This is a genomic window from Nonomuraea sp. NPDC005650, assembly GCF_040605375.1.
Classification (GTDB): Bacteria; Actinomycetota; Actinomycetes; order Streptosporangiales; family Streptosporangiaceae; genus Nonomuraea.
The window spans coordinates 191,570-209,028 of sequence record NZ_JBEXCR010000022.1; the positions used below are offsets into that span (position 1 = coordinate 191,570).

Sequence of the window (17,459 nt, forward strand, 5' to 3'; positions counted from 1 at the left end):
GGTCGGTTCTCCCTTCAGGCGGTGCGCAGGGTGCGCAGCAGGTCGGAGGCGAGTTGGTTGGACACGCCCAGGTGGGCGCGTAGGGCGTCGAGGGTGATGGGCTTGCCGTGCCGGGTGTGGTGTTCGTCGGCGACGCGGCGGGCGTAGTCGACGAGCGCGGGCGCGAGGTCGCCGTCCCGCTCGTCCTGACCGTCGTCCTCGTCCTGGGCGTGTTGTGGGACGAGTTCCGGGGCCGGGGACGAGGGCGCCGGGATGGCGGACGGTTCAGGACGGGTAGCGCGGCGTTCCAGCATCGAGACGGCGATGAGGAAGGCGGCGGCCGGGGTGGCGGCGGTGATCCAGCCCCAGACGGTCGGGGCGGCTTGGGCGAGGTTGGCGGCCAGGGACAGGACGACTCCCCCGGTCAGGACGAGGACGGGCCACGAGAGCGGACCCCGCCGGCGGTTGCCGGTCTTCTTGTCGCGTTGGCGCTCGCGGGCGGCCATGACGCAGGTCAGGTCGATGCAGACGGCGACGGCCCAGGACATCCAGCCGGTCTGGCCGTGCTCGGTGGCGGTGTCGCGGATGTGGGTGAACGATCCGGCACCCGCGATGGCGGCCAGGACGAGAACCGGGCCGGTGTCGAGCAGCCAGCAGGCGAAGCGTCGCATCGTTCCTCCCTTCGGTTTCAGGCGGTGATGGACTCGGGTAGGTGGGCGGTGATCTCGTCCCAGGACGGGGCGAGGTGAGCGTGCGTACGGGCGGCGTGTTCGGCGGTCTGCTCGGTGACGTAGAAAGAGCGGGCGCGGTACCACTGGCCGTCCTGTGAGGCGACGATGGCGACGCCGGGTGTCTCGGCGGCGATTGCACGGGCTGAGACGAGCGCGGCCGGGTCGAGGTCGCCAAGGGTCATGGTCGCGGTCTCCGGATCGTTGACCCGATGGCAGATCCGTCCCGAGCACTGAGCCCTGAGCGCGGTGACCCCAGGCCCGAGGTCGGAGCCGATGCGCTGGCCGCAGCAGAACAGGTAGATGCCGAACGCCCGCCCGAGCTGCGCGACCCGGAGCAGTGCAGTGGAGGACTTGGCGACTTCGTCCTTCTCGGACTTGTCGGCCATCAAGTAGAGCTCCGCGAGCTCGTCGACCAGGGCCACGACCGGGACCGGGCGGACGCCGGGCGGGAGTTGCCAGATGTTGCGGGCGGCGGCCTGGCGGCACAGCCCCATCCGGTCAATCATCAGCCCGACCAGGTCGCACAGCAGAGTGACGGACTCGGCGCGGGAGGTGGCCAGCGCCGACAGCCGGGGCGCGTACGGAGTGAACTCGACCCCGCCCTTGAGATCGAAGCCGACCAGCGCCACCGGCTGCGGGGCCAGGCCCACGATGAGCGCGTTGGCGAGGTTAGACTTGCCGGACTGGGTGGCTCCCGCGTTGATCCAGTGCGGCACGGTGCGGAAGTCGATGATCCACGGCTTGCCAGTTTCCAGCCGTCCAACGGTGACCTTGAGCAGTTCGGGCGAGGGCGGGAGCTGGTCGACTTTGACCAGCGGGTCGCGCATGGTGGCCATGAGGACGACGCGGCCAGGGCGGGGCGAGGAGGCGCGTATGGCATGCACACCCCAGGAGTGGGCGAGGCGTTCGGCGGCGTCGGCGTAGTCGCCGGGCGTCTGGCCTTCCAGGGTGTGCAGGGTGACGCGCCAGCCGTGCCGGGTCGGCAGAGGCAGCCACATGAACGGTTTGGTGTCCACGGCGATGCGTTGCCACTTGCGCCGGACGCGGACGACGCCGGTGGAGGCGACTAGGCCGGGGACGGTGGTGAACCAGAAGCGTTGCCGCTTCTTGGTCAGCCCGCACCCCAACGCCACCCGCCGCCACGAGGCGCGAACCGACAGGGCGACCAGCGGGAAGCCGACCACCAGCCAGAACGAGCCGGGGTGCCACCGGCGCCAGGCCCACAGCCCGGCCGCGACAGCGGCCAAGGCTGCGAGCACTTCCAGCGCGTCACGCATCGGCGGCCTCCCGCGCGGGGAGCAGAGCCGAGGCGCGGTAGGCGATGCCCCATCGGCCGGCGATCTCCCAGACGTAGCCGAGCAGGCCGACGGCGTTGACCTGATCGCCGACAGTGATGGGCGGTTCACCGGTGATGCCGATCTTGACGAGTTCGATCCGGCCGAACTCGTCCTCGACGGAGACGGTGACCTCGAAGACGGTGTTGCCGTTCTTGTCGGTCTTGATCTCGCCGGTGTCCTTGTTGAGCACCCGCGGGCGCGGGGCCTTCACGCAGGTGATGGCGAACTTGCTGACATCCACAGGGATCGGGATGGAACGCATGGGCTGTGACCTCCTATTTCGTCGTATCCAACATAGTTAACCTAGTTGGCTTGGTTGTCAACGTCCCCTCGGTTGGCTTGGTCGATGTTTCGTGGTGTGATGGACGGCGATGGTCAAGAACACCGGGCGCCCCGGCTACCTCCAGATCGCCGACGATCTCCGCGCGCAGATCCAAGGCGGTTCCCTCGCGCCCGGGACGCCGCTGCCGTCCACCGCGCAACTCGCCGAGCAGTACGACGCTTCGCTGAGCGTGGTGAAGATGGCCGTCGGCATCCTGCGCAACGAGGGTCTGGTGATCGGCCAGCAGGGCAAGGGCGTCTTCGTACGGGACACCGACGACGCGCCCGCCGGCGACACGGTTGGCGAGGTGGCCGAGCTGCGCGCCGCCGTACAGGACCTGTCGGTACGCCTGGCCAAGGTCGAGGAGCAGTTGGCTACGTCCACGACACGTCGTTCCGAACGCGACAGCCGGTGACCTTCCGCGCCAGCGACGCCGACGCCCCGTCTGGCGCGTGACGCAGGCTCAGCCGCTTGTCCTCCCGGCGGATGCCGACCAGTACCATCACGTACCCCACCAGCAGCGCGACACTGAGCACTCCGGCGATGATCAGAGGGATCGTGGTCATGACCAGATCACTCCCGCCTGAGCCAGGCCGCGAGGGGCGTGCGGGGGACGCCGGGTCTCGGAACGCCGCCGGTTGCGCCGGTTCCTGGCCCGCTCCTTGCGCGCCCAGCGGCCCCGCGCCAGGCACTTCGAGCATCGGGTCTGGCCCTCGGTCAGGGCGTTGCCGCACTCGCACGATGGGGTCTCGCCCGGGATGGTGATCTCGTTGTTCATGAGTGCATCTCCTCCTTCGGTTGCTGCCGTTGTGGCGTTGTGCAACCGAGGATGCGACGCAGAGTCAGGACGAGATCACTACACGACGGGACATGTTCAAGACGTCCGGCCTACGATGGCCAGGTCCCCGGACGTCCTTGAAAGCAGGTGAGATGGCGAACGAACGGCTACGCGCGGCCCTGTTGCAGAAGGGTGTGAGCGTCGCGGATCTGGCCGAGGCGATCGAGGTCGACCCCAAGACGGTGGAACGGTGGATCACCAAGGGCCGCGAGCCGTACCGTAAGCACCGTTTTGCCACGGCTTCGTACCTGGGTGTGGACGAGACGTACCTGTGGCCGCAGGCCCTTTCGCGCGAGCAGGTGGTCGCCGCTTCCGAGAGCGAGGTCCTGGCGATCTATCCGCACCGCTGGGCCGTTCCTCGGGACGCGTGGGGACGTCTGTTCACCGCCGCGTCCGAGGAGATCGGCGTCCTGGTCTACAGCGGACTGTTCCTCGCCGACGACGCCGCCATGGTGCGCCTGCTCGGCGAGAAGGCCCGGGCGGGATCGCGGGTGCGCATCCTGCTCGGCGACCCTGACTGCCCCGAGGTCGCCCAGCGGGGAGTGGACGAGGGCGTCGGGGACAGCATGGCCGCGCAGATCCGTAGCGCGCTGGTCTTCTACCGGCCGCTGCTTGGCCTGGACAACTTCGAACTGCGGCTCCACCAGACAATCCTGTACAACTCGATCTACCAGGCCGACTCCGACTATCTGGTCAACATGCATGTGTATGGCACCCGCGCCGGGAACGCCCCCGTACTCCATCTGCGGAGGGTGGCCGGCGGGGAGATGGTGACGACCTACGCCGACAGCTTCGAGAAGGTATGGGCACAAGCAACTCCCGTGGAGCCCTGACCGTGGCCAAGCGAATCGACTTCTACGACGACCCCAACGCACCCAAGCCGAACAGCCTGGTCCCGTCGGTGAACGTCATCGTCACCGACGCGGCGGCAAACATCTTGGTGATCCGCCGGAGCGACAACGACAACTGGGCCGTGCCCGGCGGCGCGATCGACCTGGGCGAGTCCATCCCTGCAGCGGCCGTTCGGGAGACGTTCGAGGAGACCGGCATCACTTGTGAGATCACCGGCCTGGTCGGGACCTACAGCGACCCCCGGCACGTGATCCTCTACACCTCCAACGGCGAGGCCCGCCAGGAGTTCTCCATCGTCCTCACAGCCCGCGCCGTGGGCGGCCGGCCGACACCGAGCGATGAGTCCCGGGAGGTCCGCTGGGTGAGGTCGGATGAGGTCATGGCGCTGCCGATGGACCGGTCGATGCGGATGCGGATCGAGCACTACCTAGCCGGTGCCGACCTGCCGCACATCGGATAGAGCCGCCTCCACCGCCCGCACCGACGACACGATGCACGGCGTCGCATTGGTGATCGACCGGCTCACCACGTGCTCGGGGCCGTATCGGGAGTGGATCTCCGCCAGCCGATCGTGTACGCCCAGGAGCCGACCGTCCGGGCCGGTGGTCATGTCGCAGTACGTCAGCGCCCTGGCCAGCTCCGGCCGCTCCTGGTCGAACTCCTTGACCAGCACATCCAGCAGATCACGTTGCCGCGCCTCGTTGTCCGCGCACGAGTGGTAGGCCACCAGGCGGCACAACTGTTCGTCGGCCCCAGCCACGTCGCGCAGGTAGCGTGCGCCGTCGAGCTGGTGCATGCCGGTGTCGACCAGGTCCGGGGCGTACCCGATGTCATGCAGCAGACAGGCGGCGACCAGCGTGTCAGCGTCCGCGCCCAGGATCGGGGCCAGGGTTTCGGCCTGGCCGGCGACTCCCTGGGTGTGTGCCCAGCGGCGCGGCAAGGTCGTCTCCAGCAGGTCCTTGGCCAGGCCGTATGCCCATTCGATATGTCCCACGGGGCTCACGATAGACATCAGGGGCATAAGCGAATCTAGTGGGCGCGGCCAGACGTCCTGGGACGTCCTCCCTCGCGCTGATCCTGCCGGACGAAGCGGCCCCGCCCGTGCTCGACCACGACCAGGCCTTCACGCTCCAGCACGCCAAGCGCCTGCCGCACCGTAGCGCGCGACGCCTCGTACCGCTGCCGCAGCTCCTTTTCGCTCGGCAAGACAGCCCCCGCGGCAAGTTCGCCCCGCTCGATTTGGGCACGCAGCTCAGAGGCGATCATTTGGTAGCGGTACGCGGTGTCCACGCGTGGACCCTGCACCACACGACCCTTGGAGGGGATCGTGACGATCAGCCCCTCCTGTTCCAGGATGGCCAGGCCACGTCTGACCGTGTTCCTTGCCACGCGGAACTCCGCGCACAGCTCGGCCTCGGACGGCAGCGAGCTACCCGCTGGATACCGTCCAGCAGTAACTCGCGCCCGCAGCCGCTCCGCGATTTTGGTGTAGACGGGACCGCCCGTCAGCCACGGAGGTTCGTCCGAGGCCATGGTGTCAGGCACGCCGATACGCATCAGTGATCATGCCCAGGTCGATGCGCAGCTCGGCCTGCTCACCAGTGCGCCAGCCGTCCCGGGCGGCCTGCTCGATCCTGTCGATGGCAGCTTCCAGGTTGAGGCAGCTGGTGCGCTCGTTGGGCTGATCGCCCCAGTAGAACCAGTAGAACGGGACGTTGACGTAGACCCTGCGGATACGAGAACGACGATCTTTGACGCCCAGCCCGGGACGCCCGTCTTCAGCGGCCATCAAGACCGCCGCGATGCCCCTCGGTCGTAGCCCATCACCTAGATCCGCTAGCAGACGTTGCTGATAAGCGAGGCTCTGCGCTCGGGCGCTGTGCATGTGTCCCGTCCCTTCGGTGGTTCGTCCGGCCCCACGAGCATCGGCCAAGCACCGGGAATCTCTACACCACGACTAGGGGACGTCTAGGGACGTCTCGTGTTAACGTCGCAGGCAACGACGATCCCGAGGGAGGAGCGGCGGTCCCCATGAACGACAACTTGCGCAACGCGATGGTCGCAGCCCGCATCACCCCCACCGACGTCGCGGCGGCCCTCACCGTGGACCCCAAGACCGTCAACCGCTGGCTCAAGGGCCGCATCCCCTATCCACGGCACCGCTGGGCCATCGCCGACCTCCTCCATGTCCACGAAGCCGACCTTTGGCCGCAGGTCACCCAACAGCACCTCGCCCTCGCCGGCGACGTACAGGCCATCTACTCACACCGCTGGGCCGTCCCCCAGAGCGTCTGGCACACCCTCTTCCAAGGTGCGACCGAGGAGATCGGCATCCTCACGTACAGCGGCCTGTTCCTCCCTGAGGATCGCAGAATCCTCGACATCCTCACCGACCGCGCCCGCACAGGCGTCAAGGTCCGAATCCTCCTCGGCGATCCCGACAGCCCTCAGGTCGCCAGGCGCGGCACCGACGAGGGCATCGGCCCCGACGTCATGGCCGCCCGCATCAAGAACGCGCTCACCCTCTACCGCCGGCTACACAACGTTCCCAACGTAGAGATCCGGCTCCATCGCACCGTGCTCTACAACTCCATCTTCCGGGCAGACAGCCGACTCCTGGTCAACCTCCACGCCTACGCCACCCCAGCAGCAGACGCCCCAGTCATGCACCTCCGCCACAGGGAGGATCAAGGGGCATCAGCGATCTACCTCGTCAGCTTCGAACGCATCTGGACCACCGCTGCACCTCACAGCAACGAGCCCCAACCAGACGCCGGACAGGACACAGGCTCCTGACACAGGCTCCTGACAGCCCTGAAAGCAACTTCTCTCCACGTCATCAAGGGCGGTCCGCTCCGCGGCCCACCGCGCGTCGGGCGGTCGCCAGCCGCGCTGCGGCTCTTCGGCCGGTCGCGGCCGCGCCGCCCACGCGCCCGTGTCCACCGGGGTGGAACCTTGCAAGGAGAAAGATCTTACGGCGGTCTTGAGGATCCTTCCGTTGTCCTGCCGCCCCGCTTCCGGTGCTCGGGCCTGGCGGCCCTGCGCTCCGGGTCGGGTTGCCACCGATTGACACATCGCAACCTGATCGCGGCCTTCTCCTGCCGGGCGGAGGGCGCTCGTAAGCGGAAACGGCGGCGATTACGGTCCAGCGCCACGGAGGTTCGCGACTGAGGTGCGGCCCCCTCATAGGGGCAATGAGCGCGACAAGCCCTCTGCTATCCGGTACGACGAGCTGTCCTTGTTGGGACCCCTCGTAGGTCGACGAGGACGGCCCCGACACCATCGTCACCCTAGACCAGGTCAGGTTGCCACGTGGGGCGCCCGCGTTGCCCGATCCGTCCACCGCGCCGTCCTCGCCGGCGCCACTGCCTGTGTGCCGCCACCCTGGCGGGTGAGCCTTCTCCGGATGGGGAATGAGCGGTGTTACAGGGAAGCATTCCCTTCTTATCAGGCAGGTTTAGTGCGAACTGATCCCGTGGCGCCACCGGGTCGGGCATTCGTCGCCTTCTGTCCTTCGCTGTGGAGTAGCGGGCTGCAGTCCACAAAAGGACAAATCATATTTAAAGCCACGGTGGCCCGCCAGAACGGAATGCTCTATATCTCGATCACCAATACTGATTGACATCAAATATTCACCCAGAGTGAGATCATTGATAAATTGACCTAAGGTATTGATATTCTTTTCAGTACAGCTCTACGATCATGGAGGCCACGAAGACGTGTGGCACACTCATGTCAGGGAGAGGGCTATGCTGCAATTCATTGCAAAAACCGCCGACAGGTTGCTGTCCGCGCTCGCCCCCAAGGTCGAGGCCGAGGCGGCCTGCATTTACCTCGGCCGATCCTGCAGCTCGGGTAGTTGCAACCAGACGTGCTGTGACTACTACGACAACTGTCCCGCGAATAACTGTGAAACCAGGTGGATCTGCTGATCCCGCACTCCGCGGTCGAGTTCGGTCGTCCTGTGGGACCACCTGCGGTACCGAGTCTTTCGGTGCTGCGACAGGCGACGAGGTCCATGCGCGGCGAAACGGGATAGGCATTGTTCCACGCCTTCCATGACAGTTCATGAGTCGGCCATGTGCCGGCTCATGAACTCAGCGTAGACGGACTCGATGTGAGGATGATGGTGTTCAGGGTTTCGCTCGCCGGCTTGCGACACTCGTGGCGGCGGGCGTTCTTTCTCGGTCTTGGAATTCTTGTGGCGAGCAGCAGCTTCCTTTTGCTGACGGCCGCCGTCCGGACGAGCCGGCTGGAAACCGTCGGCCTGGTGCAGGAGAATGGCCGGTCGGCCTACGATGTGCTGGTCCGGCCGAGGGGATCCCAGTCCGCGCTGGAGAGAAAACGCTCACTGGTTCAAGCGAACTACCTCTCTGGCATCTTCGGCGGCATCACGCTGGACCAGTACCACACCCTGAAGAGCCTTCCGGGGATCGACGTCGCCGCGCCCGTCGCCAATCTCGGATACATGCTGGTCGATGGCCGGCTCGGTATCGACGTCACGCCGTTTCTCACCAAGGCGCCGCGCCAGCTTTTCCGGCTGAAGCCGACGTATGTCGTCGGCCCCGGATTGCGCACCCATCCCGAACAAAACCTCTATCTGTATGTCACCGAGACTCCCTTGCGCGAGGATCGCGATATTCCGGCTCTTGCCCCGAGCAGCCGCCTGGTCGAATCCGGAAAATACCAGGTCTGCTGGTACTTCAATCAGAACCCGTCGGGCGGCGATGACAAGCCGACGGACCGCACGCTCAACCCGTTCCAGGTCCTCAGCCAGGCATCATCGCCTTTCGACCCGAAGATTCGGTCGACTATGACGTGTAAGTCGCTGACCGGGGACGCGATGTCATCGCGACCAGGGGTGCTCGAGATTCCCGTGACCTATCCCGTCCTGCTCTCGGCCGTCGACCCGGAGCAGGAGGACCGGCTCGTCGGGCTGAGTGCGGCGCGGGTCGCCGGCCGCGCCCTGACGGGGAACGACACGGTGAAGGCGACCGTCGACCCGACCTTTCCCGACATCGTGGATCTGAAGGTACCCGTCCAGTTGAGCGTCCGCCCGCCTGTCGACGGGACGATGACGGCCGAGGTGGAGAGACTGGAGATCGGGAGTTCCGGCGGTGTCCCCGCGAAGCTCGGTTCACCGTCGGCCCGACGCTGGGCGGAGCACCTGACGGGCGAGGTGGTCGGCCATCAGAAGGTGTCGATCAGCCAGGGGTATCCGAGGATCGACGACTCCACCGCGCGGCAGTGGCGAAGTCAGTACTGGACCGTAGGACCTGTCTCCTACCAGGAGAGCGGTCAGAAGCTGACGCTCACCACCCAGGCGGCACAGGACCCCGCCGTCTGGTCCGTCGGCAAGATCGACAAGACCTGGGAGACCGCGGTCCCCATCGAGAACACCGGTGTGCAGGCCCGAACCGTGACTCGCAACGGACACGACAGCGACTCCACCGCGCGACGGTGGAAGGACACCAAAGGCATCCCGTTCCCCCATGTGGAGCTGGTCGGAGCCTTCGATCCGCAACGGCTGAAGGGCTTCTCGTCGCTGACCCAGGTGCCGCTGGAGACCTACCGTCCTCCCGATGTCGACGGCGCGGATGAGGCGAGCCGGAAGGCGTTGGGCGACCGGCCCCTCACCCCGGACCGCAATCTCGGCGGCTACCTGGCGCAGCCACCCGGCCTGCTGACCACACTGGCCGCGATCGACGCGTTCACCAAGACACGCGTGGACAGGAACACCCTCCAGGAGCGGGCTCCCATCAGCGCCATCCGCATCCGCGTGGCGGATGTGGGCGGTGTCGACGAGCTGTCCAGGGCACGGGTCAACGCGGTGGCGACGAAGATACGCCGAACGTTCCCCGACCTCGACGTCGATGTCACAATGGGCAGCTCGCCCGCGCCGCAGACGGTGGAATTGCCCCCCGGCGTCGCGGTCGACGGAACGGCGATCCGGGTGAACGAGTACTGGGTGAAGAAGGGGGTGGCTCTCCAGGTCGTCAGCTCCGTCGACCGCAAGAGCCTCATGCTCAATCTCTTGGTGCTGACCGTGTGCGCGCTCTTCCTGGCCCAGGCGGCGTTCGCATCGGTTCGGGCGCGGCGCCGGGAGATCGCCACCCTGCGTTGCCTGGGGTGGAGCAAGGGACGGGTCTTCCTGCTGATCTCCTCCGAGCTGGTCGTCGTGGCATCGATCGCCGGCGTCGCAGGCGCGGTCCTGTCTCCCTTCATCGGTTCCGTCTTCGGTGTCGAGCCGTCATGGACGCGGTCGGTTTCGGTCGTCCCGCTGGCATGGGGCCTCGCAGTGCTGGCCGGGGCGTTCCCCGCGTGGCGGGCGGCGCGGATGACCCCGATCGAGGCTCTCACCCCACCGGTGTCGCCCTCGGGATCGGGACGGAGCATTCATTCCGTCGCCGGCCTGGCGATGGCCAACCTTCGACGGGTGCCGGGCCGTACCGCGATGGGCGCACTGGGCCTGGCACTCGGGGTGGCCGCAATCACTATCCTGTTGGCCATCACGTTCGCCTTCCGTGGGGAGGTCATCGGCTCGCTGCTCGGCGACGCCGTCGTCGCGCAGGCGAGAACCGTGGACTACATCGCGATCGGGTTGACGGTCCTCCTGGGCGCGGCGGGGGCGTTGGATCTGTTGTTGATCAGTCTTCGCGAGAGGGCCGGCGAGCTGGCCGCGCTACGGGCCCTCGGGTGGAGCCGCGGCCATCTGGTACGGCTGGCTTCGCTGGAAGGCGCGGGCATCGGCGCCTTCGGCGGGATGTCGGGAGCAGTCGCGGGGGTCCTGGTGGTGTGGTCTTTCAGCGGAGCGGTCCCAGGGGACGCGCTCGTCGTCGCGGGCGTGTCCGGGGTCGCCGGGTTCATCTTGCTGATGGCGATGCTCGCGCTCCCGGTGTGGCGATTCGCGCGGCTGGAACCGGCGGTGGCGCTCTCCGGTGAGTGAAGTGAACAGTGGAACGAGGGAAACCGTGATGAAGCAGGCGCCGATGACAGGTCGGATCGAGCTACGCCAGGTGACGAAGGTGTACCGGCGTGGCACGGACCAGGAAGTTCGCGCGCTGGACGCGGTCGACGTGAAGATCGACCCGGGATCTTCGGTCGCCGTGACCGGACCTTCGGGAGCGGGAAAGTCCACGCTGCTCCACCTGATCGGTGCGATGGACCGCCCAGACAGCGGCGAGGTGGAGGTGGACGGCGAACGGCTGGAACTGATGCGGGAACGGCAGCTGGACGACTACCGCCGCCGGATCGGTTTCGTGTTCCAGAGATTCCATCTTCTGCCCGCGCTCACGGCCCTGGACAACGTGCTCGCACCCGTCATCACCGACCGCCGACGGGCCAAAGCCGCCAAAGCGAGGGCGATGGACCTGCTTCGGCTTGTCGGACTGCAGGACCGGGCCGCCTCGCTTCCCTCCCAGCTGTCCGGCGGTCAGATGCAGCGCGTCGCCATCGCCCGAGCCCTGATCGGAGCCCCTCGGTTGTTACTCGCCGACGAGCCCACGGGCAATCTCGACAGCGACACGGGCAAGGAGATTCTGGAACTGCTGCTTTCCCTGTGCGAGTCCGAGAGCATGACCCTGGTCATGGTCACGCACAACGACGAAGTCGCCGCCGCCTGCAGGCGGACCATCGTGTTGCGCGACGGCAGAATCACCTCTGACACCCGTGTATCTGGTGACTAGCTTTCGCGATGTTCGAAGTCCCGACCCAGTCCGCGTTGGAATCGAATAATTCCTGAGGTGGTGTGTGGTGCCCTATCTCGTCGCTGCCGTTGCCCTGGTCGGCGTTCTCTGTCTGCTCAACCTCCTGCTTCTGTTCGGTGTGATCCGTCGGCTGCGGGAGCAGTCGTCGATGCTCAAACCGCCTTCGCTGACCCTGCCTGTTGGAGAAGCCGTCGGCGACTTCTCCGCCGTCACCACAACGAGAGGAACGGTGTCTACGGAATTACTAGGAGATGGCACCCTGGTCGGCTTCTTCTCATCCACGTGTCAACCATGCCATGAGAAGCTTCCCGATTTCGTGGCGTTCGCCGAGACCACCGCGGTGCGCTCCCTCGCAGTGGTGGCCACCGCGCCCGACGAGGGAGCCGACATGATCTCCGCACTGGAGTCGGTGGCGGACGTCGTGGTGGTCGAGTCGCTCGGCAGCCCCGTAGCCAGGGCCTTCGGTGTTCGGGGCACACCGGCTTTCGTGACAGTCGAGAGAGGCAGGGTGTCGGCGACGAGGTTGCCGGCCGGTCAGTTGCGGGCCTGATCCATGTCGACACGCACCTCTGTCCGCGGCTCGTCGTCCTGGCTGAAGGGAGTCCTGTCGGCCACGGGCCTGGCGTGGAAGGCCGGCCCGGTGTCCGTGACCCTCCTGACGCTGCTGACCGTCCTGACGGCCGTGCTCCCCGTGGGCGTGGCCTGGCTGACGAAGATGACGGTCGACAGCATCGTGGCCGATGATGAAGTGATCCCGCTGGCCGTCGCCCTGGCCGTCGCTGGTTTGCTGTCCGGGCTGGTGCCGAACGCCAGCCGCTTTCTGCGGGCGGAGTTGGAGCGCGCCACCGGTGTGCTGGCTCAGGGGCGGCTGTACACGGCGGTCAACGCTCTCCCTGGTCTGGCTCGGTTCGAGGATCCTGCCTTCTTGGACCGGCTGCGGCTGGCAAGCCAGTTCGGAGGGCGCACCCCCGCCCAGTTGGTGGACGGCACCTTGAGCCTGCTCGGGGGTGTTCTCACGGTCAGCGGCCTCCTCGGCTCCTTGTTCGCCGTCTACCCGCTTCTCGCGGGAGTGGTGCTGACCGGGGCCGTGCCGATGCTCATCGCGGAAGTCGCCCTGTCCCGTCGTCGAGCGGCTCTGATGTGGGGACTCGAGCCGGCGCAGCGACGGGAGTTCTTTTACAGTCAGCTGTTGTCGGATGCCGAGGCCGCGAAGGAGGTCCGCCTGTTCGGGCTAGGGGCTTTCCTGCGTGACCGCATGCTGTCCGAACGAAGGCAGGCCGACGTTCAGCGGCGTCGTCTGGACCATCGTGAACTTCTCGTGCAGAGCGCCCTCGGCGCGCTGGCGGCTGCTATTTCCGGCGTGGGAGTGGTTTTCGTCGTGGCCGCGACCAGAGACGGGAGTCTCGGCGTAGGAGACGTTTCGATGTTCCTACTCGTGATGACCGGCGTGCAAAGCGGGGTGGCCGGCTTGGTCGCGCAAGCGGCCGGCGCGCACCAGCAGTTGCTTCTGTTCCGACATTTCCAGGACGTGGAGACGGCCGAGCCAGATCTCCTCACTCCGGAGTCTTTCACTGCCGCGCCTCCGCTTCGGACTGCCATAGAGTTGCGCGACGTCTGGTTTCGATACAGCCCGGAGCATCCGTGGATCCTGCGCGGAGTGAACCTCGTCATTCCCCGCGGCAAGGCGGTGGGACTGATCGGGCGAAACGGTTCAGGGAAGAGCACCATCGTGAAGCTCCTCTGCCGATTCTACGATCCGGAGCGGGGTAGCATCCTTTGGGACGGCACGGATATCCGGATGCTGGACCCAGCAGATCTGCGGAAGCGCGTCGGGGCTGTTTTCCAGGATTTCATGGCCTACCATCTCTCCGCCGCCGAGAACATCGGATTGGGCGATCTATCGCTGATGGCGGACCAAGGGCGCGTCGAGCAGGCGGCCAGACGCGCGGGCGTGCACGACGAGTTGAGCGCTCTGCCTCGCGGCTACGACACATTGCTCACGAGGATATTCGCCGATAACGCGGACAAGGACGACCCCGCCACGGGTGTTTTCCTTTCCGGCGGCCAGTGGCAGCGGGTCGCGCTCGCTCGCGCGATGCTCGGCGAGGACCACGATCTGCTAATTCTCGATGAACCGAGTTCGGGCTTGGACGCGGAGGCTGAGCACGAGATCCATGTGATGTTGAAGGAACATCGGCGTGGCAGGACGAGCCTGCTGATCTCCCACCGGCTGGGTGCGGTCCGGGACGCCGACTGCCTGGTCGTGCTGGACGGCGGGAAGGTCGTCGAGGAGGGCAGTCACGACGAACTCATGAGGAAGGGCGGGGTCTATACACGCCTCTTCACGCTTCAGGCGTCTCGTTACCAAGGAAAACAGATGGAGGTCGGCTGATGTGGGCCTGGATCGCGGCCGGAGGCGTCGTCGTCGTGGCCGCCGCGCTGTTGACCATCCGGCTGCGCCTGCTCGTCGCCCATGTGAGCGGACCGAGCATGCTTCCCGCGTACAAGGACGGGGACAGGCTGCTCGCCGTGCGTCTACGCCGTCCGGCCCGGTTCGCCGTGGGACAGGTCGTAGTGCTGCGCAATCCACGGCTCGCCGGGATACGCGGATCGTCCAGGACACCGCTTATGGTGAAGAGGATCGTGGCGGTCGCGGGCGAGGCCGTTCCAGTCGGGATTTCCGGCGATGTGGTCCCACGGGAGCATGTGGTGGTCCTCGGTGACAACCGTGAGCAGAGCCTCGATTCTCGGCACCTCGGGGTCATTCCAGTCGATCACATCGTCGCACGCGTCGTCGGCCGGCTGGATCACTGATGGGCTACGTCTGATGGCCTGCATGGTCGCCTTGGGGACGGTGTTCGCGGAGTCGGCGATGGCAAGCGCTTCTGACATCGACAGACATCCGTGGACGATCTCGAACTGGCTACGGAGTAGATGCCAGCGTCCCATCGTGCGCTCAGTGCCGTACAGCAGAGAGGTACAGCAACGCCGACGCACACAAGCACCTGATACCAGACTGCATCTGCAACTTCACCAGGAGGAAGGCCGCTCGACGTTATGGTTGGCTCCCGTTTGCAAGCAGGAAGTCAGGAGTTCGAATCTCCTAGGCTCCACACGTACAAAAGCCCAGGTCAACGGCCTGGGCTTTTGATCTTTCCAAGGGCTATTCAGGGGCGCGTGCCCGTTGCGTGCCCGATGGCTTGTCAAGCGGCGGCGCGGCGCGCCGCCGTACCCCGGCCCTCCGCCCGCCCGCCGTCCGGGCGTGCGGCCTGGGGGCCGGTCCCGGACGGCGGCGGGGCACCGGGCCGGCCGCCGCACGCCTGCCGCGCCGTACCGACCGAACGCTCCGGCCGGGGTTGCCGCGCCGCCGCACAGACACAGCCCTACGATCGCCACTGCATGGCTGGACGTCGTACGTGCTTGGGGGCGATCGACGATCCAGGGTTCGTTCCTCACCCTGGCTCAGCGAGCAACGTGGCTGATCGCGGTTCGGCGGCGGACGGCACGCGGATGCGCAAAGATCCTTGAGCGTGGTCCATGGCGGTGTCAGCTGAGAGGAGACGTCCGTGATCGACTCTACTTACAGCAAGTGGTTTCGTCTGCAAACCCGGCTTGTCGTCGACTTGACGTGGTGTTCCGCCACCAAGATTGACGACGTCCTGGCTGCGTATGGAATCTCACCCGAGAGCACTCAGCCGGCACGCTTCAACGCAGACGACGTCGACATGCTCATCGGGCGCCTCGGCAAGGGCACCGTCATCATGGACTACCGCGTCGATTCTGTCACCGAGGGTGCTCTTCCCATTCTGGCGCAGTATGGCCCCTGCCTGAGCGCTGTATGGATCGATGAAGCCCCAGCCTTGGTCTCTTATCGGACGGAAAGCGGCCTGGTGGTCAAGTTCGACATGAGTGATTGGGACTGGTATCCAGTTCCTGATCTCGCCAGTGTCGAGCAATGGATCGCCGCCAGCCCAGCAGGTCGGGAGACCTGGGAGAACAGCTGGGGTCTCGCCACGCTCATCACCGCCGAAGCGCTATGCCAGGCTGTGGTCGACGACGAATGGATGCGATCCGTACACACCGGCGTCACCTCACCGGATCCACTGGTGGAGGAGATGCCGCCAGCCCCACGCTCTCTCAGCTCGATCATCGAAAAATACGGTGACCGCACACCGTAGAACAGAGGTCCGGCAGAACAGACCCCCTGACCACACACGTGATCGCCGTGCCATTAGCGTGCCATTAAGGGCGGTCAACAGGGGTTAGTCACGGTCACTGGCGGACTGCCGGTCGCCCAGGTCGAGGCCGCGGTACTCGAAGATCAGACCGATTTGCAAGCAGGAAGTCAGGAGTTCGAATCTCCTAGGCTCCACCAGCCAAAACACCCCGCCACCGATCTTGTGGCGGGGTGCTCGGGCCATTAATGGGCCATTAGCCATCAGGGCGGCGATCTTTCGTGTGCGCCGCAGGACCCGCCCCCCACGTCGGCCGCCTCGTCACCCTCGCTCAAGACCAAGGCTGGACCGTCCAGATCATCGCCACACCGCCAGCCCTCGACTTCATCGACGTCCTCGCGTTGGAGAAGCAGACCGGCCACCCCGTCCGCAGCCAGTACCGCAAGCCGGACGAACCAAAGTCGCCTCGTGCCGACGCGATCATCGTGGCCCCAGCGACATACAACACGATCAACAAATTCGCCCAGGGCATCGCCGACACCTACGCGCTCGGCCTGCTCTCCGAAGCCCCCGGACTCGGTATCTCGGTCGTCATCCTGCCGTTCGTCAACAATGCCCTGGCCTCACGCGTCCCCCTTCAGCGCAGCGTCGACCAGCTCAGAGCCGAAGGCGTGCGTGTCCTGCTCGGGCCAGGCCACTTCGAGCCTCACCCGCCCAGCACCGGCGGGGAGCACATGGACAGCTACCCGTGGGCGCTGGCGTTGGAAAGCTTGCCGAATTGATCTCATAGGTATCAAGCGGCGGCGCGGCGCGCCGCCGTACCCCCGGCCCTCCGCCCGCCCGCCGTCCGGGCGTGCGAGACGGCTAATCGCCGTGGGCCGCCGACATGCTATCGGCGATCAACTCGTGGCGACGGACCACCTCTTCAATGATGAAACCCAGAAACCTTTCCGCGAAAATCGGATCAAGTTTCGACTCCTGACTCAGGCGGTGGGAGCCACCTTGGGAGCCACCCGAGCGAACGGTCACGAACTCCGGCGGACAGATCTGGACGAGGCCCGTCTACGTGGCCTACGCGCTGAACGCTTCCGAACTGCCCTGAAGATCGTTTGGGGACCTTGTAAACAGAAGGTCTGCGGGTGTTCCGTCAGTGGCGCGTTCGCTGGCGCACGCTGGCCTGCCGCATAGACCGAACGCACCGACTGCGGTTGTCGCGCCGCCTGATAGAGGCTGCCCTCACGTCTGCCACTGCATGGCCGACCGCCGCACGCGCTTGAGGCGATCGACGATCCAGGTTCGTTCCTCATCCTGGCTCAGTGAGGTAGCGTGGCCGATCGCCGTTGCTGGCCTTGTTGTGACTGGCGAGGACGGAGGCAAATCGAATTAGTCCGGCCATCAACACTGGGATCCCGATGATCCAGCATGGTCGCGTCCTCGGAGCGGTGTAAAAGGCTCAACGAGGTAGGTGCCGTGAGTGGATCTTAGGCGGCGGCCGTCTCGGGTGTCGAGTCGGTCGCTG

Annotated in this window: 19 protein-coding genes; 11 read left to right on the forward strand and 8 right to left on the reverse strand. The window is 66.2% G+C overall.

Going from position 1 to position 17,459, the window contains the following annotated elements; genetic code table 11:
- Window positions 1–14: 14 nt before the first annotated feature.
- Genes ABZS69_RS35220 through ABZS69_RS35230 form a run of 3 tightly spaced genes read right to left on the reverse strand, consistent with a single transcriptional unit; the run spans window position 15 to window position 2,309 of the window.
- Window positions 15–650 carry a DUF2637 domain-containing protein gene (locus tag ABZS69_RS35220; protein WP_355379710.1) on the reverse strand — a complete coding sequence of 212 codons (636 nt, stop codon included), beginning with the start codon at window positions 648–650 and terminating at the stop codon, window positions 15–17.
- Window positions 651–667: 17 nt separating this feature from the next.
- The gene (locus ABZS69_RS35225; RefSeq protein WP_355379711.1) at window positions 668–1,987 is read right to left on the reverse strand and encodes an FtsK/SpoIIIE domain-containing protein; all 1,320 of its coding nucleotides are present in this window, start codon (window positions 1,985–1,987) and stop codon (window positions 668–670) included.
- The gene (locus ABZS69_RS35230; RefSeq protein WP_355379712.1) at window positions 1,980–2,309 is read right to left on the reverse strand and encodes a hypothetical protein; all 330 of its coding nucleotides are present in this window, start codon (window positions 2,307–2,309) and stop codon (window positions 1,980–1,982) included. Before ABZS69_RS35230 ends, ABZS69_RS35225 begins: the two co-directional genes overlap by 8 nt.
- Window positions 2,310–2,418: 109 nt before the next feature.
- Between ABZS69_RS35230 and ABZS69_RS35235 the strand changes: the two genes are divergently transcribed.
- Window positions 2,419–2,784: a winged helix-turn-helix domain-containing protein gene (locus ABZS69_RS35235; RefSeq protein ID WP_355379713.1), complete on the forward strand. Its 366-nt coding sequence runs from the start codon at window positions 2,419–2,421 to the stop codon at window positions 2,782–2,784.
- On the opposite strand, the gene ABZS69_RS35240 is transcribed toward ABZS69_RS35235, so the two are convergent.
- Together ABZS69_RS35240 and ABZS69_RS35245 are read right to left on the reverse strand one after the other, a co-directional pair.
- Complete coding sequence (locus ABZS69_RS35240; RefSeq protein WP_355379714.1) at window positions 2,744–2,935, reverse strand: hypothetical protein; 192 nt, start codon at window positions 2,933–2,935, stop codon at window positions 2,744–2,746. The genes ABZS69_RS35235 and ABZS69_RS35240 overlap by 41 nt on opposite strands.
- Complete coding sequence (locus ABZS69_RS35245) at window positions 2,932–3,147, reverse strand: hypothetical protein (RefSeq protein ID WP_355379715.1); 216 nt, start codon at window positions 3,145–3,147, stop codon at window positions 2,932–2,934. Before ABZS69_RS35245 ends, ABZS69_RS35240 begins: the two co-directional genes overlap by 4 nt.
- A gap of 152 nt (window positions 3,148–3,299) precedes the next feature.
- Between ABZS69_RS35245 and ABZS69_RS35250 the strand changes: the two genes are divergently transcribed.
- Together ABZS69_RS35250 and ABZS69_RS35255 are read left to right on the forward strand one after the other, a co-directional pair.
- Window positions 3,300–4,040: a helix-turn-helix transcriptional regulator gene (locus ABZS69_RS35250; protein ID WP_355379716.1), complete on the forward strand. Its 741-nt coding sequence runs from the start codon at window positions 3,300–3,302 to the stop codon at window positions 4,038–4,040.
- A gap of 2 nt (window positions 4,041–4,042) precedes the next feature.
- Complete coding sequence (locus ABZS69_RS35255) at window positions 4,043–4,519, forward strand: NUDIX domain-containing protein (RefSeq protein ID WP_355379717.1); 477 nt, start codon at window positions 4,043–4,045, stop codon at window positions 4,517–4,519.
- Here ABZS69_RS35255 and ABZS69_RS35260 read toward each other — a convergent pair.
- Genes ABZS69_RS35260 through ABZS69_RS35270 form a run of 3 tightly spaced genes read right to left on the reverse strand, consistent with a single transcriptional unit; the run spans window position 4,487 to window position 5,848 of the window.
- Window positions 4,487–5,053 (reverse strand): HD domain-containing protein, encoded by a 567-nt coding sequence (locus ABZS69_RS35260; protein WP_355379718.1) that lies wholly within the window; start codon window positions 5,051–5,053, stop codon window positions 4,487–4,489. The genes ABZS69_RS35255 and ABZS69_RS35260 overlap by 33 nt on opposite strands.
- 35 nt (window positions 5,054–5,088) lie before the next feature.
- Window positions 5,089–5,616 (reverse strand): GntR family transcriptional regulator, encoded by a 528-nt coding sequence (locus ABZS69_RS35265; RefSeq protein ID WP_355379719.1) that lies wholly within the window; start codon window positions 5,614–5,616, stop codon window positions 5,089–5,091.
- Window positions 5,597–5,848 (reverse strand): hypothetical protein, encoded by a 252-nt coding sequence (locus tag ABZS69_RS35270; protein WP_355379720.1) that lies wholly within the window; start codon window positions 5,846–5,848, stop codon window positions 5,597–5,599. Before ABZS69_RS35270 ends, ABZS69_RS35265 begins: the two co-directional genes overlap by 20 nt.
- 242 nt (window positions 5,849–6,090) lie before the next feature.
- Here ABZS69_RS35270 and ABZS69_RS35275 point away from each other — a divergent pair, with 242 nt between their 5' ends.
- From ABZS69_RS35275 to ABZS69_RS35310, 8 genes are all read left to right on the forward strand, one after another.
- The gene (locus ABZS69_RS35275; protein ID WP_355379721.1) at window positions 6,091–6,855 is read left to right on the forward strand and encodes an XRE family transcriptional regulator; all 765 of its coding nucleotides are present in this window, start codon (window positions 6,091–6,093) and stop codon (window positions 6,853–6,855) included.
- Window positions 6,856–8,182: 1,327 nt separating this feature from the next.
- Window positions 8,183–11,005, forward strand: coding sequence for an FtsX-like permease family protein (locus tag ABZS69_RS35280; protein WP_355379722.1), 2,823 nt, complete (start codon window positions 8,183–8,185; stop codon window positions 11,003–11,005).
- Between the two features lie 28 nt (window positions 11,006–11,033).
- The gene (locus tag ABZS69_RS35285) at window positions 11,034–11,744 is read left to right on the forward strand and encodes an ABC transporter ATP-binding protein (RefSeq protein WP_355379731.1); all 711 of its coding nucleotides are present in this window, start codon (window positions 11,034–11,036) and stop codon (window positions 11,742–11,744) included.
- Between the two features lie 67 nt (window positions 11,745–11,811).
- A complete protein-coding gene (locus tag ABZS69_RS35290; protein WP_355379723.1) occupies window positions 11,812–12,315 on the forward strand; it encodes a TlpA disulfide reductase family protein in 504 nt (167 codons plus the stop codon).
- A gap of 3 nt (window positions 12,316–12,318) precedes the next feature.
- A complete protein-coding gene (locus tag ABZS69_RS35295) occupies window positions 12,319–14,157 on the forward strand; it encodes an ABC transporter ATP-binding protein (RefSeq protein ID WP_355379724.1) in 1,839 nt (612 codons plus the stop codon).
- Window positions 14,157–14,579, forward strand: coding sequence for a S26 family signal peptidase (locus ABZS69_RS35300; RefSeq protein ID WP_355379725.1), 423 nt, complete (start codon window positions 14,157–14,159; stop codon window positions 14,577–14,579). Before ABZS69_RS35295 ends, ABZS69_RS35300 begins: the two co-directional genes overlap by 1 nt.
- Before the next feature lie 752 nt (window positions 14,580–15,331).
- Window positions 15,332–15,943 carry a hypothetical protein gene (locus ABZS69_RS35305; protein ID WP_355379726.1) on the forward strand — a complete coding sequence of 204 codons (612 nt, stop codon included), beginning with the start codon at window positions 15,332–15,334 and terminating at the stop codon, window positions 15,941–15,943.
- 278 nt (window positions 15,944–16,221) lie between these two features.
- The gene (locus tag ABZS69_RS35310) at window positions 16,222–16,722 is read left to right on the forward strand and encodes a flavoprotein (RefSeq protein WP_355379727.1); all 501 of its coding nucleotides are present in this window, start codon (window positions 16,222–16,224) and stop codon (window positions 16,720–16,722) included.
- Window positions 16,723–17,459: the final 737 nt, after the last annotated feature.

Bases quoted from the DNA above. Each gene is read 5' to 3' on its own strand.
- ABZS69_RS35220 (WP_355379710.1), bottom strand. From the start codon at position 650: ATGCGACGCTTCGCCTGCTGGCTGCTCGACACCGGCCCGGTTCTCGTC.
- ABZS69_RS35225 (WP_355379711.1), bottom strand. From the start codon at position 1,987: ATGCGTGACGCGCTGGAAGTGCTCGCAGCCTTGGCCGCTGTCGCGGCC.
- ABZS69_RS35230 (WP_355379712.1), bottom strand. From the start codon at position 2,309: ATGCGTTCCATCCCGATCCCTGTGGATGTCAGCAAGTTCGCCATCACC.
- ABZS69_RS35235 (WP_355379713.1), top strand. From the start codon at position 2,419: ATGGTCAAGAACACCGGGCGCCCCGGCTACCTCCAGATCGCCGACGAT.
- ABZS69_RS35240 (WP_355379714.1), bottom strand. From the start codon at position 2,935: ATGACCACGATCCCTCTGATCATCGCCGGAGTGCTCAGTGTCGCGCTG.
- ABZS69_RS35245 (WP_355379715.1), bottom strand. From the start codon at position 3,147: ATGAACAACGAGATCACCATCCCGGGCGAGACCCCATCGTGCGAGTGC.
- ABZS69_RS35250 (WP_355379716.1), top strand. From the start codon at position 3,300: ATGGCGAACGAACGGCTACGCGCGGCCCTGTTGCAGAAGGGTGTGAGC.
- ABZS69_RS35265 (WP_355379719.1), bottom strand. From the start codon at position 5,616: ATGCGTATCGGCGTGCCTGACACCATGGCCTCGGACGAACCTCCGTGG.
- ABZS69_RS35270 (WP_355379720.1), bottom strand. From the start codon at position 5,848: ATGGCCGCTGAAGACGGGCGTCCCGGGCTGGGCGTCAAAGATCGTCGT.
- ABZS69_RS35275 (WP_355379721.1), top strand. From the start codon at position 6,091: ATGAACGACAACTTGCGCAACGCGATGGTCGCAGCCCGCATCACCCCC.
- ABZS69_RS35280 (WP_355379722.1), top strand. From the start codon at position 8,183: ATGATGGTGTTCAGGGTTTCGCTCGCCGGCTTGCGACACTCGTGGCGG.
- ABZS69_RS35285 (WP_355379731.1), top strand. From the start codon at position 11,034: ATGAAGCAGGCGCCGATGACAGGTCGGATCGAGCTACGCCAGGTGACG.
- ABZS69_RS35295 (WP_355379724.1), top strand. From the start codon at position 12,319: ATGTCGACACGCACCTCTGTCCGCGGCTCGTCGTCCTGGCTGAAGGGA.
- ABZS69_RS35300 (WP_355379725.1), top strand. From the start codon at position 14,157: ATGTGGGCCTGGATCGCGGCCGGAGGCGTCGTCGTCGTGGCCGCCGCG.